The organism is Gluconobacter albidus (genome assembly GCF_002723915.1).
Lineage (GTDB): Bacteria > Pseudomonadota > Alphaproteobacteria > Acetobacterales > Acetobacteraceae > Gluconobacter > Gluconobacter albidus.
In genome coordinates this window covers 1-17642 of the sequence record NZ_BEWL01000020.1, presented here as the reverse complement: position 1 = coordinate 17642, position 17642 = coordinate 1, and the positions used below count along the sequence as shown (strand labels likewise).

At 58.7% G+C, this 17642-nt stretch carries 10 protein-coding genes; 5 read left to right on the top strand and 5 right to left on the bottom strand.

Annotated elements, in window-relative coordinates; genetic code table 11:
* The 5 genes from GAL01_RS14620 to GAL01_RS14600 all read right to left on the bottom strand — a co-directional run.
* The coding region (locus GAL01_RS14620; RefSeq protein ID WP_276526890.1) for a solute carrier family 23 protein at window positions 1-236 on the bottom strand (236 nt) is incomplete at its 3' end.
* 2 nt (window positions 237-238) lie between these two features.
* A complete protein-coding gene (locus GAL01_RS14615; protein WP_062027660.1) occupies window positions 239-3841 on the bottom strand; it encodes a molybdopterin cofactor-binding domain-containing protein in 3603 nt (1200 codons plus the stop codon).
* A 2-nt stretch (window positions 3842-3843) separates the two neighbouring features.
* Window positions 3844-4320, bottom strand: a complete 477-nt coding sequence (locus GAL01_RS14610) for a (2Fe-2S)-binding protein (RefSeq protein ID WP_062027661.1) — start codon at window positions 4318-4320, stop codon at window positions 3844-3846.
* Between the two features lie 19 nt (window positions 4321-4339).
* The gene (locus tag GAL01_RS14605) at window positions 4340-5467 is read right to left on the bottom strand and encodes an FAD-dependent monooxygenase (protein WP_062027664.1); all 1128 of its coding nucleotides are present in this window, start codon (window positions 5465-5467) and stop codon (window positions 4340-4342) included.
* A 155-nt stretch (window positions 5468-5622) separates the two neighbouring features.
* Window positions 5623-6060: a MarR family winged helix-turn-helix transcriptional regulator gene (locus tag GAL01_RS14600; protein WP_231865221.1), complete on the bottom strand. Its 438-nt coding sequence runs from the start codon at window positions 6058-6060 to the stop codon at window positions 5623-5625.
* A gap of 436 nt (window positions 6061-6496) precedes the next feature.
* Here GAL01_RS14600 and GAL01_RS14595 point away from each other — a divergent pair, with 436 nt between their 5' ends.
* From GAL01_RS14595 to GAL01_RS14575, 5 genes are all read left to right on the top strand, one after another.
* Window positions 6497-8875 (top strand): TonB-dependent receptor, encoded by a 2379-nt coding sequence (locus GAL01_RS14595; protein WP_062106211.1) that lies wholly within the window; start codon window positions 6497-6499, stop codon window positions 8873-8875.
* A gap of 86 nt (window positions 8876-8961) precedes the next feature.
* Window positions 8962-10320, top strand: coding sequence for an MFS transporter (locus GAL01_RS14590; protein WP_062027671.1), 1359 nt, complete (start codon window positions 8962-8964; stop codon window positions 10318-10320).
* Window position 10321: 1 nt separating this feature from the next.
* A complete protein-coding gene (locus GAL01_RS14585; RefSeq protein ID WP_062027673.1) occupies window positions 10322-12739 on the top strand; it encodes a beta-glucosidase family protein in 2418 nt (805 codons plus the stop codon).
* The gene (locus tag GAL01_RS14580; protein ID WP_062027675.1) at window positions 12736-14961 is read left to right on the top strand and encodes an MGH1-like glycoside hydrolase domain-containing protein; all 2226 of its coding nucleotides are present in this window, start codon (window positions 12736-12738) and stop codon (window positions 14959-14961) included. Before GAL01_RS14585 ends, GAL01_RS14580 begins: the two co-directional genes overlap by 4 nt.
* A complete protein-coding gene (locus tag GAL01_RS14575; RefSeq protein WP_145995657.1) occupies window positions 14958-17615 on the top strand; it encodes a hypothetical protein in 2658 nt (885 codons plus the stop codon). The genes GAL01_RS14580 and GAL01_RS14575 overlap by 4 nt, the downstream gene beginning before the upstream one ends.
* Window positions 17616-17642: the final 27 nt, after the last annotated feature.

The window sequence follows — 17642 nt, the reverse complement described above, 5'->3', positions numbered from 1 at the left end:
CTCGGGATCCGACCGCCGGTGATGAGGAAGAACAGGATCGTCCCCAGCCCCGAGCACAGGATCGCCACATTGGGGTCAAACCCCATCAGCAGCGGCCCCACAACGGTCGATCCCGTCATCGCAAGGACATGCTGGCCGCCGAGCAGGACCGTCTGTCCCACGCCCGGATGCTCGTCAGGCGCGATCATGTCCGTCCGTTGGGCCCGGCGCCAAACCGGAAGCCAGCGTTCACCCATCCTCAGTGTCCTCCGTTCGCGCGGATCTGAGCACGGAGCCGGGCCACATGAGCCTCCAGATCCGTCCATTCGGACCGACCGGGAGCCATTGTCCGCCGCAGATATGCAACCAGTTCCGCAATCTGGCGGTCAGACAGGATGTCCCCGAATGCCGGCATGGTGGTCGCCTGCGCATAGGCAGGCTGCGAAACACCTTTGAGAATGATATGAACGAGATTATCCGGGCTGTCCGCCTGGATATTGCTGTTGAGCGCAAGCTGGGGACGCGCGCCGAACAGATGCGCGCCTTCGCCTTCATGGCAACTCGCACAGCTTCCGTTATAGATCCGCGAGCCCTCGCCCCGGTCCAGCGACTGCAGCCCGCGCGCGCGCTCCAGAACCGCATCTCGACGCGCCGCCGCGCCTTCGACGGCATTCCTGCGATCGAAGGACGCGATGTAATGCGCAATCGCCCGCACATCCGCATCCGGCAGGACCGCCATGGAATGAACGACCGGCGCCATCGGCCCACCCGCGGGACCATGCGCCGGGCTGAACCCGGTCCGCAGATAGGCGTACAGATCGTCCTCACTCCAGGGCAACGGAGACCGCGACAGCGTGCTCAGTGCGGGCGCGGACCATCCCTCAGCCTCGCCCCCGGCCAGATACGCACTCTTCCAGCGCTCGGCCCCCAGCGCATTACGCGGCGTATGACACGCCGAGCAGTGCCCCAGACCTTCCGCCAGATAGGCCCCACGATTCCACTGTTCAGATTGGGCCGGATCAGGCGTGAACGGCGCGGGATCATGGAACAGCATGTTCCACCCCGCCATCGAGAAGCGCATGTTGTACGGGAACTTCAGCGCCGTCTTCGGCACCGCATTGCGCACCGGTTTCTGCGACATCAGATAGGCATACAGATCCCGCAGATCCGCATCGCTCGTCTTTGCAAATGCCGTATAGGGAAACGCCGGATAGAGATGCCGCCCGTCCCGGCTGATGCCATGACGCATTGCACGCTCGAACGCTTCATAGGACCAGGCCCCAAGTCCGGTATCCACATCCGGCGTCAGATTGGTGGAATAGATGATCCCGAACGGCGTCTCCAGCGGGAATGCCCCCGCATTCGTCACCCCACCCGGCGCCGTATGACAGACCGCACAATCCCCCGCGGCGGCAACCTTCTCGCCCCGTGCAATCGCAGCATCGGAAAACAGCCCGGCTTCCGGCGGTGAGACCGGCGCAATTGCCGACCGCCAGGGCATGACCGTCGCCATCAGACCGCCCACCGTCGCAAAAGCCGCTGCAAACGCCCCGCGACGCAGCTTCGCGCCCAGCGTCGTCCGTGCCATCGCCGGACGTATTTCCGGCCCAGCCACACCCAGCGCTGCCAGTGGTCGCACCGCTTCCGCACTCAGCGGACCCAGTGCCTCATCCAGCCGTGCTTTCACTTTTTCAGGCGTGAATGGCACATCGCGAAAACGCACGCCCGTGGCAGCATAAAGCGCATTGGCAATCGCCGCCGCACTCGGCACGGACGCGGACTCTCCCGCCCCCAGAGGCGGCTGGTCCTGCCGCTCCATCAGAACGGGCTCGATCGCCGGAAGCTCCGGGAAAGTCAGGATCGGATAGCCACCCCAGTCCCTGCTCTCCACGCCCTTTTCGTCGAACTGGACCTCTTCGCGCAGGATCCGGCTCGTAGACTGGATGACATTGCCCTGAAGCTGATGGCGCACCCCAGCCGGGTTCACCATCATGCCTGCATCCTGGCCAACCACCGCCCGCGTGACACTTACCACGCCGGACTGACGATCTACCTCCACATCCGCAACCCAGGCCGACCACGCCGCCGCCGTGCCGGGAAATGTCCCATGCACATACTGCGCATAGGCCAGTCCCCGTCCCTTCAGCACGCGGGCCTGCGGATCAACCTCGACCGGCCCGGCCTGATATGTCCACCCAGCCCGATCCGCCGTCGCCTTCAGAAGTTCGCAGGCCCGCTGGTCCGGCAGATGATCCAGACGGTATTCCAGCGGATCAGCCCCGGCCTCCGCCGCCAGCTCGTCGATATAGCTGTCATGCGCAAAACTGTTCGGAAGCGCAGAAACGCCCCGAAACCAGGATGCCCGCGCAATCGGGGGCATGTCCTGAACCGTCACCCGCGCGTTGGGATAATCATAGGGCGGAACAGACGTCCGATCCCCCATCTGCGCCACAGACGGCACGTCTGCCGGAACCACACCCGTCAGCACCAGCGCCAGCAATGGCGAGACATTGGACGGATAACTGGTGTCCAGATCATACGCGACAGGCTGCCCGGACGCATCAATTCCGCCCCGGATCCGCACGAGCTGTGCAGCACCTTTCGGCTCCCAGACATGCTCCTGCTCGCGCGAAAGCTGCACCCGCACCGGCCGCCCCACCGCGCGCGACAGCAGGGCTGCGTCGCCGCCCACATCATCTGCGCAGTTACGCCCATAGCACCCGGCGGCCTCATGCCGGATGACCTGGATATCCGCCGTAGACAGGCCCATCAGCAGCGCCAGATCCGCGCGTAGCATGTGCGGGTTCTGTGTCCCAGACCAGAGTTTCAGCTTTCCATCCTGCCAGTCCGCCACTGAACAGGACGGACCGATGGAGCCATGCATCTGGTACGGCCAGAAATATTCCCGCTCCAGAACAGTCTTCGCACCTGCCAGACCGTCTTCAAGCGTGCCGCGATCCAGCACAACGCGCGGCGTTGCAGGATTATCCCGCACGGCCTCGACCGGATCGGTCAGATCCGGCAGTGCAACAGGCGCCCACTTGACCCGCAATGCTTCTGCGGCAGCCGCAGCCTGTTCCTCGCGTTCGGCCACTACACCCACGAAATCGCCGACCACGACCACATCCACCACACCTGGAAGATGCGTCACAGACTCCCGATCAACCGAAAGCAGCGCCCGTCCGACATACGGTCCGTGATCGTAACCCTCATAAGGCGGCCGCACGACGCGCCCATGCAGCATCCCGTCCACACGGACGTCATGCACATAGACTGCCCGGCCCGTCACCTTGTCCGGAATATCGACGCGTGGCATGTCACGCCCCACCAGACGATATTCTGACGTACTTTTCACCGCCGCCGCATCATCGAGCAGCACCCGCAGTTCCACGCCCTCGACCAGATCTCCGATCCGATAGACCCGGTTCGGCAAAGGCGGTTCACAGACCAGCTCACCCTCCCGCAGCGTTATGGTCCCAACCGTCCGACCTGTCAGTTCCGCTGCACGTTCCAGCAGGAGATGCCGCGCCTGCGCTGCTGCCCGGCGAAGTGGAATGGCCGTGACCTGAATGGTCTCGCTCGCAATCGTCGCGCCCTGATCGGGCGTGTCTTCGGTATGGCCCAGCACCATCCGCACCTGCGCCGGACGGGCATCAAGCTCTTCCGCCACGATCTGCGCCAGAGACGTCGCAATCCCCGTTCCCAGATCCACATGCCCGCAGAACGCCACGACCTGATCGTCAGCCGTGATGCGCAGGAAAATCTCGTCTTTGGGAATAAAGCCGCCCCGTGCCGCCAGTCCTTTCGGAGGCTGCGCAGGACGGAAAATGCTGAGGGAGCCCGTAGGGAGCGATGCCTGCATTATCAGGGCTCTCCCTTTACAAGACCTGCCGCGATGCAGGCGGCTTTCATGATTTCAACATGAGTGCCACAGCGGCACAGATTATATCGCAACGCCTCTTTCAGCGCTGCCTCGTCAGGATCAGGCACGGCATCCAGAAACGCCTTTACCGTCATGACCATTCCGTTCAGGCAATATCCGCACTGCGCGGCCTGTGCCTTGATAAAAGCCTTCTGGACCGGATCGGACCCGTCAGAGGAAAGCCCCTCCAGCGTTACGACGGACGCGCACGCAGCGGCGGTTTCAACCCGAACCACGCAGCTTCGCGCGGCCTTGCCATCCAGCAGTACGGTACAGGCCCCGCATTCTCCCAGTCCGCATCCGAATTTCGGGCCATTCAGACCAAGATCATTGCGCAGCACCGTCAGAAGTGGTTTGCCAGGGGCAGCGTGAACCTCACGCCGTTCCCCGTTCACCATCAGAAAGACGCTGTCCGTCATAGCGTCCCTCTCCTTCACGTCAGGATGTCAGTTTCAGGTCGTAGACATTATCGCCGTAGCACCAGTACGGATCTTCAGGCTGACGCAGCCAAGTATTGGCGTTGGAAATGCTCTGGACCTTGGTCGCACGCTCCTTGCGGGCCCCGTAATAGGCCTCGAACGTCGCATCCAGATCGGCAACACCGAGCTCGCTCAGACAGCGTGTCAGCACAGCTGCGTCCTCGACTGCCATGGCTGCACCCTGTGCCATATGGGGCTTCATCGGATGACAGGAATCACCCAGAAGCACCACACGGCCCTCATACCATTTCGACAGCGGCTCACGCGTCTTGAGCGGCCATTTCGTCACGGTTTCCGCCGCATCGATATAGCCCTGAACCATCGGATGATAATCCGCGAACGCCGCCTTGAACTCTTCACGCGTAGAAGGAAGCTGACCGGCCCGGCTGGTCCATTCCGCCGGCTCTCCCGTTACCAGATAGAATTCCTCTTCCTTGCGATCGAGATAGTAGCAGACAATATGGCGGTCAGCGGTCCACCACTTGGCGTTGACATCCGCTCCCAGAGCCTTCGCGGCGGCACCGGGAATGATCGCCCGATGCGCGATCCAGCCGGTATAGAGAGCTTCTTCCAGACCGAAGATTTTCTCACGTACACGCGAATTTATTCCGTCTGCTGCAACCAGAATGTCTACGCTATCCGTAGAACCGTTCTCGAATTCCAGCGAAACGGTCTTACCGTTATCCGTAAAATCGACGAGTTTGTGGCCCCATTTGATGCGGTCAGGCTCAATGCAATCAAGCATCGCCTGATGCAGATCACCACGATGAATGGTGATGTAAGGTGCACCGTAGCGCTCACGCTCCGCATTCAGCGGGATTTTTGCAAGAACCGAGCCATCTGTTCCGTTTCGGCTGACCCAGTAGTCAGGAAGGCAGGAAATTTCCTCGAGTTTTTTGTCCAGACCATCAAGATGGGCAAGGATTTTCAGGACGTTAGGGCCAAACTGGATGCCTGCCCCCAGCCGGGAAAAACCGGGCGCCTGATCATAAAGCGTTACGTCAAAGCCCTTACGCTGCAAAAGCCCCGCTGCAGCAACGCCACCAAGACCAGCCCCCACAATACCGACCCGAACACCACCCGACATCTGATTGCCCTTCTGCTGCTGGCCATCGCGGAGCAAGAGAGCCCAACAATAATGGCGTACACACTATATATGAATAATTCACAGTCCTTCCGGGTGCGTCAAGAAAATTATGACGATTCCGTTTCGTTTCCTGTTTGAGATATATTCCGGAGTTTTCAGTCTTCGAAAAACGCCAGTTTTTTCAGGATATGGAGCGCCGCAACCCTCTCGCACGCATCAAGCGGTGCCAGCGTACGGGCTGTCACATCCGCAGCACTTGGAATCGTACTCTCGACAAGGATGAGCCCTTCCGGTGTCAGGGACACGATACGCTGCCTGCGATCATTGCGATCCTGAACAATGCTCACCAGTCCTCTCTTGCGAAGACGCATGACGATGTCACGCAAAGTTGCGTGATCAATGCCGGTCGCGGCACTGATCTGTACGAGAGGGGCTTCCTTCAGCCGATAGACTGTCACCATGGCTGCAAACTGGGCAGAGGTCAGCCGATCGTCGGGAATTTCACGCTGAAAGATGATCGTGTGTCGCTGATAGGCGCGCCGGAGAAGATATCCGATCTGATTGCAAAGCTCGTAATCTGCATCACGCGACATCGGATTTTTCTCCATTGAAACCCCAAAAGATTTTTACAGCCTCTGGAGGGATTGTATATCCAAATTTCCCGATCGCCTTCCCTTCACAGCGCGCGACAAATACCCCGGATACCCCCACCCATCCAGAAAGAAGGCCAGCACCCCATGCCACATCTCGCAATGCCTCAGTCACTTCCCCTGTCCACGCACGCCTCTGCTGCCCTGCTTCTGATTAATGACGTACACATCAGTAATAGCTACACAATCTCTGAACGGAGTATCCGGAAAAACGAAAAACAATGGCTGTAAGACAGTGCTTTTCGGGAGATTCTTTTTTGTTGCAGAATCGAATTGTCGTTCATAATATCGTTTATACGTTATAAGATCGAAACGTGACGTTTTCCCGTTATCAGATTGCCATCCCATCCGACCCGTGTGAGAGCAAGGATTGATCTCAATGCGTATCGTCTCTCAGAACAAACTCGCGTTACGCCACATGGCTCTGCTTTCCACAGTGCTGGCCGTCATTCCCTCATACGGGTGGGCGGCAGAAAAATCGCAGCATGTCCGTAAGGGAAAGGCGCATCCACAGCACACGCTCCCTGCGTCCAGACCATCTGCCGCACGGCACGCTTCGGCCCGCGCCATGCAACCCGAACTTATGCAAGTTCAGGGACGGCGTGTTTCTCATGGTGCACAGACCGTCATCTCCCAACACGTTTTCACAAACGCTGTTGCCGGAACTTCCGTCATGAAAGCGTTGCAGAACGTGCCAGGTGTCCTGTTTCAATCGGACGATGCGCAGGGCGTCGATACGGGCGGCGTCAAACTCTATATCCACGGGTTCTCGCAGAACCAGATCGGCTTTTCACTGGACGGTATTCCACTCGGTGAGTCCGTCTATCGCAACTATAACGGTTTGAACGCTGTTGCCGCGCTGTCATCCGAGAATGTTGGTCATATGGAGATGTCACAGGGCGCGGGCGCCGTGGACATGCCCAGCACCAATGTGCTCGGCGGTGCAATCATGATTTCGTCGTCTGATCCCAAGGACAAGTTCGGTGGCACGCTGGCCGCGACCGGCGGAAGCAACGCCACCACCCACGCTTTCATCCGTATCGACAGCGGCAAGCTGAACCCCACCGGGACCAAGTTCTACGTGTCCTACATGCGGAACGACACCAAACTGTGGAAAGGCTATGGCACCCAGTTCTTCCAGCAGGCTAACCTGAAGCTGGTGCAGCCGATCCATAATGAAAGCAGCGTCTCGCTCCTGTTCGACTGGGCGGATGTCCAGCAGTTCAACTACCAGTCCGAAACACTGGAGACGGTCCAGAAGCTGGGTTACGGCATCTCCAACTACTATCCGAATTATCGACTGGCCTATAACGCCGCACAGGGGATCTACTCGCACGGCGAAGACAAAACCAGCGACCCGAAGGATGTATCCTACTACGCCGGAACAACGGCTTCCCGCGATCTGCTGGGAGGACTGAATTTTCATCTGAAGCTGGCGGATCATCTGCGGTGGGATTCCGTCGTGTACGGCCACAACCAGAAGGCCAATACGCAGTGGTCTGACCCCTGGATGGCGTCAGCGAACGGCGCCCCCCTTTCCGAAATCGTCAAGCAGCCCGATATCCAACGCTTCGGCCTGACGTCAAGCATGACGTATGATATTGGGAAACACGAAATTCATGGCGGCATCTGGTACGAGAACAACAAATACGTCTCGAACATGTTCGCCTACAACGACCCGCTTCTTGCCGACGGTCAGACGCTGACGCCAAATCCTTTCCGCAAATGGTCCGACCCTTTCGCCAAGCTCTGGGGGCAGACCTACAATACCAACACGATGCAGACCTACATCGAGGACACCTGGCGCCCGGTCAAAGACCTTTCGCTCCATGCAGGTTTCAAATCCATGCTGAGCACGACCCATGTCGGACAGACAGGAAATTACGAACCCTATACCGGCACCAATGCTCTTGCCGGCGGCGTAGGTCTGACGACATTCGGGGCGTTCCTGCCGCATTTCAGCGGGGACTGGCATTTCCTGACGCATCATGAGCTGTATTTCGATATCGCCAAGAACATGCGCGCCTATCCGGAAAGCGGCTATCACCTGTCGGCATCGCCGTTTGCCGTCTCGCAGGAGGCCTTCGATCTGTCACGCAGCTCCGTCAAACCCGAGACCAGCTGGGCCTACTCGGTTGGCTACCGCTTTACGCAGCGGCGTGTGGATTTCTCGGTCAGTGCCTATCGCGTAAACTTCTCAAACCGTCTGGGCGCGCTGGTCCAGGGCAGCCAGACCAACCCGCAGACAACGGTGCTGAACCTCGGCGGTGTGACGATGAACGGCGTGGATGCCGGTCTGACCCTGCGCCCGCTGCGTGGTCTCTCGATTTTTAACTCGATCAGCTACAACCACTCGACCTACGACAACAACATCAGCCAGCAGGGCACGACCTATGCCACCAAGGGCAAGCACGTCGTGAACTATCCGGACCTGATGTACAAGGCGACGGCGGAGTACACCTACAAGAAGGCCAGCTTTAACATCGACGCGCTCTACACCAGCAGCCGTCCGTTCAGCTACACGAACGACACCTCCCTTCCGTCCTACTGGCTGGTCAATTTCGGGGCACGCTACAATTTCGGCCGCATCGGACGTCTGGAAAATCTGACAGCATCGTTTAACGTCACCAATCTGACAGGGTCACGCTACCTGATCATGACCGGTGATGACGGCGGCAATCCGCTTTCGGGCGATTACCAGTCGCTGGTCGTGGGCGCACCCCGCCAGTTCTTCGGTGGGGTGAAAGCAGACTTCTGACACTCCCCTGTCCGGACCGGACTTCCCCGGCGCTGCCTTTTCAGGATGAAGAAAAGGCAGCCCAGCGCTTACAACCGGATGGCTGCATGAACGGCACGACGAACAACCAGCGCCCTGCACTGTGGGAACGGATGAGCTTCGGTTTCGGCGATCTGGCAGGGAATGCCCTGTTTGGAATTACCGGGGCCTATCTCATCTATTACTATACCAATGTTTACGGTCTCTCCGCATCCTCTGTTGCCCTGCTGATGCTTCTGGCACGGGTGGTCGACAGCGTGGTGGACCCGGTCATCGGATATCTGATCGACCATCGCATCCTGTTCGGGGGGCGCGTCCGGCCTTACCTGAAATGGTTTTCGCTACCACTCGGCCTCCTGACATTCTGCTGTTTTCTGCCCCTGCCACTTGGAGCAGGAGGACGTCTCGCCTGGGCCTACGCCACCTATCTCGTGATGGGTATACTCTTCTCGCTCGTCATCGTGCCCTATGGGCTGTTGCCCAACGTCATGACCCGCAACCGGGAGGACCGTCTCTCCCTGTCCACTTTCCGCATGATGGGCGCAACACTCGCGACGTTTCTGGTCGGATCGTCCATCCTGCCAATGGTGCATCTGTTTGGTGCTGGTAACGAGAAGCTGGGATACCCGCTGGCGATGGCCGTTGCAGGGGCCGTAGGCGGAGGACTGGCGCTCATTCCTTTTTTCACCTGCCGCGAGCGTCATGATCTGGAAGCGAATGACAGCCCCATCCGGGTTCTGCTCGGCTCCCTGTTCCGCAACCGGGCATGGGTGATCGTCACGATCGTGTTGAGCCTGTTCTACATCAATCTGACGGCGTTCTATGGCCTGTCGCTGTATTACGCGACAGAAGTCCTGCATCGCCCGCAGTATTTCGGAGGGCTGCTCATCTCGATGATGGGGGCCAGCAAGGTTCTGGGAGTGATGTGCTCGCCCTGGCTTGCCCGCCATGTCGGACAGAAACTGACGATTGTGCTGCCCTATATTCTCTCTGCAATCGGTCTGGCCCTGTTTGCCTATGGCCCGAATAGCGCGGTCTATCTGGTCGCCGTTTTTGGCATGATCTGCTTTTTCCAAGGCATGACCCTGCCTGTTTTCTATGCGATGGTCGCGGATTCCATTGATTACGGTACAGTCGTTACGGGCGTTCGGGCGTCCGGAATGGCCTATTCCGTGAACAGCTTTGCGGGAAAGGTCGCCTGGGCCGTCGGCGGCTCGCTTTCTGCAGCGATTCTGGGCTGGGGCGGCTATGTTCCCCATGCCGTCACACAGACACAGACCGCACGCGCCTTTATCACGTTCGGTTTTCTGGGTGTCCCGGCCTGCATCGCCCTGCTCTCGGTCCTGGTCATCCTGCTTTACCCTTCCGAAGACGAGATAACGCGCACCCTTCAGCCTGAAACTCCCGTTGCGCTAGAGGGGATCTGACATGGCAAACGCATTCCGAAGTGAGGCCGGCGCCATCGTCACGCAGATGACAATCACGGAGAAGCTCGACCTCGTCTGCGGCAACGGCCTGTGGCGCACGACGGGCGTGCCCCGACTGGGACTGCCGTCATTACTGATGGTCGATGGTTCCAACGGCCTGCGCGTCGTACCGGATCAGATCTCCACAGACCCACAGAATGCCGATCTCGGGGCGTTCCTCGATGCCGTTGATACAACTGACGATCCGGAAAGTCGTGACAGCAATGTCCTGCTCGGCAAGAGCGTGCCGGCAACCTGTTTTCCTGCACTGTCCGTTCTGGCCAACAGCTGGGACATCGAACTGGCCCATGAGATCGGGGAGGCACTGGCGATCGAGTGCCGGGCTGCAGGCGCGCAGATTCTGCTCGGACCGGGCATCAACCTGCGCCGTTCACCGCTGGCGGGGCGGGGTTTTGAGTATTTCAGCGAAGACCCGATCCTGACGGGAGACATGGCAGCCGGAGTCATCCGGGGTCTTCAGGACAAGGGCGTGGGAGCATCTCTCAAGCATTTTGCGTGCAACAATTCCGAAGTTGAACGCATCAGCATGGATTCCGTCGTCGAGCCCCGCGCGCTGCACGAACTGTATTTTCTGGGTTTCGAGCGCGCGATTGCCCGGAGTAACCCGTGGACGATCATGACGTCCTACAACCGGCTCAACGGGATTCAGACATCACAGAACCCGTGGCTCCTGCGCGGGGTCCTCCGGGGACGGTGGCACTATGACGGTGTGATCATGTCTGACTGGCACGGGATTCAGGATCTCCCAGCCGCCGTAAAGGCCGGAAACGATCTGGATATGCCGTTCAATGCCGCCCGCAGGCGACGGCTTGAAAGCGCAGTCCTGAACAAGAAGGTGCCTGAGGCTGCGCTGGACCAAGCCTGTACCCATATCGCTGCCCTCACCCTGCGGATCATGGATGCCCAGCGCCGACTGCCCGTTTCACGCCCGGATTTCGCGACCCATCACGATCTCGCCCGCAAGGCGGCCGCCCGCGCCTGCGTTCTGCTGAGCAACCAGAATAACGTCCTGCCTCTCACCCCGGAACCCGGTAAACGCCTGCTGGTCATTGGCACAGGCGCGGTCTTGCCTGAAATTCAGGGGGCCGGAAGCGCCGCCGTCCGCCCCATCCGGTGCGATATTCCGCTGGACTGCCTGCGTATAACGGCCCCGGACGGCATATCCCTTCACTGGGAGCCCGGCTGGGGTGAGGATGGCAACCATGACGCACACCGTCAGGGCGCAGCCCTTGCCGCAGCGCGCACGGCCGAAACCGTCATCGTCTTCGCCTCCACGCCGCCCTGCATCAGCGGCGAAAACGCCGACCGGCCCGATCTGGGGCTATGCCCGGCACATGATCGCCTGATTACCGAACTGACGAAGATCCATGACAGGATCGTCGTGGTTCTGACCCATCCGGATGCCGTCGTGCTGCCATGGGCCAACAACGTGCAGGCCATTCTCTCGGCAGGCTATGCAGGGGCCGGCCTGGGACAGGCCGTGGCCGATATCCTGTTCGGGCATACCAACCCGTCCGGCAAAACGTCTGTTACATGGCCTGTGCGACCGGAAGACTGCCCTGCCTTTCTGGGATATCCCGGTGAACAGGGAACACATCTGTATCGGGAAGGCATTTTTGTCGGATACCGGTTTTTCGACATCCGCCACATACAGCCGCTTTTCCCATTCGGCCACGGACTGTCCTACACGTCCTTTACCTACGCCGCGCTGGAACTGACGACCGGAGCGGATGACGTGACCGTCCGCTTCACACTGTCCAACACCGGCGCCCGGACCGGTTGGGAAGTCTGTCAGCTTTACCTCGGGCGGACTCCAACCGCCCCAAACCGGGCGCTCCCCCACCATCCGCTCCGGGCCCTGAAAGGGTTTGCGACGGTTTGTCTGGAGCCGGGAGAAAGCCGCGTCGTGGACATGACGCTAAGCCGCCGCAATCTCGCCTATTTCGACACCGTACGGGACGACTGGGCCGTCCCTGCCGGAGAGGTCAGCATCGAAATCGGGGCATCATCCCGCGATATCCGCCTCTCGGCTCCCCTTCATGTCACGGGCGATGCCACAGCAGCGCGATGGCTCGATCCGCACACCCCGCCCGGACAGGCGCTGGAAGTTCCGGGCGTACAGGACGATCTGGTCGCGTGGCTTGCCGGTGTGACGGGTCAGGGCATCGCCGGGACCGAAACGCTGCTTGCTTCCTGCCGCCGTTCCTTCCTTGGTATCTACGACACGCTCTGCTGGTCGTTCGGCCTTGAGTTGGACGAAATCCGACTGACACAGATCCTTGACGACGCCAACAGACGTAGCGGCGCAAGAAAACCCGGACATTGCCCTGACCATAGCAGCGAACTGGATCCATCATGATTGTTGAGAGCACCGTGGCCCCGGCCCGCGCATGGAACACCTGGTCCGACCGACCGGCAGCAATGACATTCCTGCCACTGGGCGTTCATGTGACGCCCCTGCTCTATTCCACCAGCCAGCGCAGCGCGACACTGCTTCCGCCGGGAAAGGATCTTCTGTTCGGCCGTCATGACATGGACGGAAGGCTGGTGGAGTTCGAAACCCGGCATGGTGGGACGGAAATCGCATTCCGCTATGAGAAAGATGATCCCTATTGCCTGCTGGGGACATGGGAGGGGAAAGTCCTCGCGGAATGGGGACTACGATACTGGCTGACACTGTGTCTGTCTTCCGAGTGTGGCACCACAGTGACCTATAACGGGGAAGCCGCCGTCATCCGGCTGGGCTACCGGTATGTAGCCCTGATGGGCGACATGGCCTCCGTGCAGGTCACGGCCCATGAGTCTCTGGAAGCCGTCGCAAAAGATTTCGACGATAACGGCTATTTCCATACAGGCAGCAGAGGCACATCCGCCACCGTCATCGCATTACGGTTCAATCTGGAAATGATGCGCAAAGGGCGCTTCGCCGCAGCCGTCGCGGATAGTGAAGTGCTGGCCGTCGCGAAGGCCCGGGCGGCACTTGAGCGCGCTTTTGAGAAAGAACCTGTACTTCCCGCCCAGATCGGACGTCACGCCGGGGCCCTGGATGCCGTTCGTGATGTTATGGCCTGGAACACCCTGTATGACGGCATCAATCGTCGCCCTTATACCACTTTCAGCCGGATCTGGAATCTGGGGACATTCGCAGTCTGGTACAACGATCAGACTTATTCTGCATTGATGACCGCCCTCATTGATGGACAGACTGCGCGAGAGAACATGGCGGTAGCGACAGCAAGCGCAACGCCTCAAGGCAATTTTGCCTGCCTCGCCACATCGAACGACACATGGGTGGACCGGACACAAGCTCCGAACGGCGCATTCATGACGTGGATGATTTATCTGCGCCAGCGCGAAAGGTCATTCCTCGAGTGTCATTACGAGGCATTATCCCGCAATCACATGTGGTGGCGACGTGAACGTGATCCCGACGGCATGGGGCTTGTCTCGTGCGGAACATCCGATGTCGGAGAATCTTTGTACAAAGGCACCCACTTCGGAGCCCGCAACGAAACGGGGATGGACAATTCCCCAACCCATGACGAAGCGCTCTACAGCCCCGAAACACGCACGCTGTCATTGCTTGATGTCGGACTGAACTGCTCTCTGACGCTTGATGCGGAATGTCTGGCGCATATTGCGCGGGAGCTGGGACGCACTGAAGACGCACAGACTTTCAATGCACTGGCAAACAATACCCGTAGCAAAATCCGGGAACATCTGTGGGATCATGAACGCAGAATTTTTGCCAATCGCCAACGCCACGGCGGTTTCGTCCACAGTGTCGGCCCCACAAGCTTCTTCCCGCTGATCTGCGGTGCCGCAACACCTGAACAGGCACAGTCCCTGATCGGACATTTCTCTGATCCGGCCCGCTTCAACGGCCCGTTTATGATCCCCAATGTCAGCCGGGATGATCCTGCTTTTGCAGATAACGTCTACTGGCGGGGCCGTATCTGGCCAAATGTGAACTATTTTGTGTGGCATGGTCTGCGGCGCTACGGTTTTGTCGCAGAAGCATCCCTGCTCGCCGAACGCAGCATGGCGCTTTTCAACCAGTCATGGACGGAACGCAGGATTGCCGCAGAAAATTACTCGGCAATAACAGGCGAGGCCAACGACCAACCGGATACGGACCTGTTCTATTCCTGGGGTGCGATGCTGCCCATGCTGGGTGTTGCAGACGTTATGGACATTAACCCCTGGGCAGGCTGGGAGCTGCATAATACAGGGACGGACGTCACACTTGGCCCGATCCACACACCCATCGGACAGGTCATCATGGCTGTCACAAACGGCCGCATGACGCTCTTCCGTGGTCAGGAAGAGATCCTCTCCTGGACTGGAACAGGCCGCCTGACAGAACTCACCATCAGTGAAGCGCTCATGAGCTGTCGCATCCACGCCCATGAAGGCCAGCAGGGGGTTCTGACGCCCGGTCCGACCTACGCCGCGCGGATCGTGGAACTTCGTGTGGATGGCAGCCCCCTCTCCGCCACACAGAACCCGAACATAGACCTGTCCGGTATGCGTCGCGGACAACGGCTCGATCTCTACCTCACCACGCTGATTGCGGCGTGAACACCCCGGCATTGCCTGACTGGTTTCAGACACCCGAAAACCGCTTCCGGACTGCGGCCTTCTGGTTCTGGCACCACCTGCCCACGCCTCAGATGTGCCGCGAGGCCATCGCGGACATGAAACGTGCCGGGCTGGGCTGTATTCTCGTACAGGCACGGCTCGCCATGCCCCTGTCCGACTATCTGTCCCCTGACTATCTGGCCCTGTGCCGTCTCGTCTCGGATCTGGCAGAGGAACACGGACTCAGCATTGAGATCTACGATGAATATGGCTGGATGTCGGGACATGGAGGGGGCCTCACTGTTCAGGGCGCCGATCATCTCCGTGAACGACACCTGTTCTGGACTTCCGGAAGCCTCCAGAACGGGCAGGCCACGCTTCAGATTTCAGACATCGACGCCACATTTCTGGATTTTCTCGGACCGGCCGCAAGACGCTGGACATATGAGGGCGGCAGGGCCCAATGGGGCTTGTGGCAGATCGTCGCCGGTGGCGTCATAGCGTCCCGGACACTGCTTCAGCCTTCCCAAATCAGATTTCTTGAAACAGGCGACAGCGGTTGCACCTTACAGATCACTGCCCCAGATCTCCCGGACGGAAGCCCCGTTGCCCTCTTCGTGGCAGCGACATGCCTGACATCCCGGCTGGTCAACTACCTTCTGCCGGAAACGGCTGAACGCTTTTCCGACCGCGTCTACGCTCCCCTGCGAGAGGCTTTTCCCAGAGCAGAGGCATTTTTCTTCGACCATCCTTATGCAGGTTTCTACACATGGAACGGCCAGAACTCAGCGTCCGGACCCGACGCAATCCACAATTCCCTTCTCTGGGACGACAGCCTGATTGAGACTGGTATCGACGGTATTGTCCTTTTGGACGCGGTTTATGGCACGGATCCACAGGCCGCATCGCAGCGCGCATATCTGTTTGAAACCTATGCCCGACAGATGCATCATGCCTTTTTCGGAACTCTCAGGCGATGGTGCGACGCACATGACATTGGCCTTACCGGCCATGAACTGTTGCCCCATGTCGGTGGCTGGAATCTTCTCGGAGGGCTGGGCGGTATTGATGCGCGCGTCTCTCCAGGCGGAGATTATTTTGATATCGACACATTCAAAACCCAGAGCGTCACGGATGCTGCCGATTACAGCCCACAGCTTTCCGCTATACTGGGAGATTCTCTTGCCCGTGCGCATGGGCGTACGCGTTGCACGGTCGAACAATATTCTACTGGGCGGGAAGTAGGCCGACCGTCCCTGCATGGACAATGGGACCTTTCACTTTCCCGACTACGCGCCCAGATGATCCGTCATATCCTTCAAGGCGCACGTCGCGTTCTGCTCCATGCCCTCTTCCTGCCGGACGCGATCCACCCGAACCCCACGCACCAGTCAGACCCGCATTTCGACTTTGCTCCAGGATTCAATCTTCAGCCCTGGTGGGACGACGCACCGGATGTTCTGGAAGAACTCGCACGTCTCTCGGCTTTTCTGGAAGATGGAGTACCAGTGCGATCGGTAGCCTTGTTCTATCCTCTGGAAGATCTCAGGGCAGCCAGCAGTATCCCGGACTGCGCAGCGCATTTCGGCATTTGGGCCAGGGCACTGATGGACGCAGGCATCGGATATACGATTATTGACGAAAGGCAGATCCGTCAGGAAACTGTCAGAAACGGCTGCCTGCATATGGTTTCAGGCCAGTTCGATACCATCATTCTGCCAGACGTCACCGTCGTCCACGATCTTCAAACTCTCTCAATCCTTGAAGAGTTCTCCCGTACAGGAGGACGCCTGCTCAGATCAGGAAAAATCGTCACAACCTCCCGAAATGACAGAACGCAGCGGATCGAAGGGCCGGTTATCACGACTTCGGAAATTACCCGTCTTATTGCAGAAACCTTCTCGTCACCTCTTCTGACAATCGAAGATCAACCTCAAAGGATCACGTTACAGAGATTGACCCCCTCCCTGTTACGCGTAGCTGTCTTTAATGACTCAGATTGGGAAAGAACAGCCACGCTTGCCCCAGCGTTACAGGAACGGATTCTTCTGGAATGGCGATGTGACACCGCGTCGGCAATATCCCCGGTTTTTATCCCAGCCGATACAACCTGCATTCTTTCCCTTAGGCCCAGGCAGCTTTTAACCTTTGAATTATCTGACATAGCCGCAGAAGCCCAGTGTTTGCCCATACAGAACAAAGACAGCTTTTCTACTCCTTACAAAAAAATGCTCGAAGGAGGATGGATCTTTCAGTCAAATCCCAATACCCGTCCAGTGCCTATCGCTGTTGAATGCGGCTGGGAACAACAGGGATTTGAGCATTTTTCCGGCTTAGGTATCTATACTCTACACCTATCCAATTTCAACAGATGCCATAAGAAAAATCTCTATCTAGTCTTACCAAAAATTGCAGGCACAGTGAGATGCTTCGTGAATGGGCGCCAGATAGGAAAAAGCATCGAACAAAGCGCGTCATTTCTTCTTCCCGCTGATCAAGACCTCAAAATCAATCTACATATCCGCAATACTGCTGCAAATATTCTATATCCCAAAATGGATTCGTTCTTAAATCCAACAACCTTCCCTTCCGGTTTGCTGGCCATCCCCTACATATGGGACGGGACTTTGAACGCATCCGTTCCAAACCATTGAGGTAACACGACATTTAACAGGCGCGTA

What these genes read in the sequence shown, in the direction of transcription:
- GAL01_RS14615 (WP_062027660.1), bottom strand. Translation starts at nt 3,841, where the DNA reads ATGCAGGCATCGCTCCCTACGGGCTCCCTCAGCATTTTCCGTCCTGCG.
- GAL01_RS14580 (WP_062027675.1), top strand. Translation starts at nt 12,736, where the DNA reads ATGATTGTTGAGAGCACCGTGGCCCCGGCCCGCGCATGGAACACCTGG.
- GAL01_RS14585 (WP_062027673.1), top strand. Translation starts at nt 10,322, where the DNA reads ATGGCAAACGCATTCCGAAGTGAGGCCGGCGCCATCGTCACGCAGATG.
- GAL01_RS14610 (WP_062027661.1), bottom strand. Translation starts at nt 4,320, where the DNA reads ATGACGGACAGCGTCTTTCTGATGGTGAACGGGGAACGGCGTGAGGTT.
- GAL01_RS14600 (WP_231865221.1), bottom strand. Translation starts at nt 6,060, where the DNA reads ATGTCGCGTGATGCAGATTACGAGCTTTGCAATCAGATCGGATATCTT.
- GAL01_RS14605 (WP_062027664.1), bottom strand. Translation starts at nt 5,467, where the DNA reads ATGTCGGGTGGTGTTCGGGTCGGTATTGTGGGGGCTGGTCTTGGTGGC.
- GAL01_RS14595 (WP_062106211.1), top strand. Translation starts at nt 6,497, where the DNA reads ATGCGTATCGTCTCTCAGAACAAACTCGCGTTACGCCACATGGCTCTG.
- GAL01_RS14590 (WP_062027671.1), top strand. Translation starts at nt 8,962, where the DNA reads ATGAACGGCACGACGAACAACCAGCGCCCTGCACTGTGGGAACGGATG.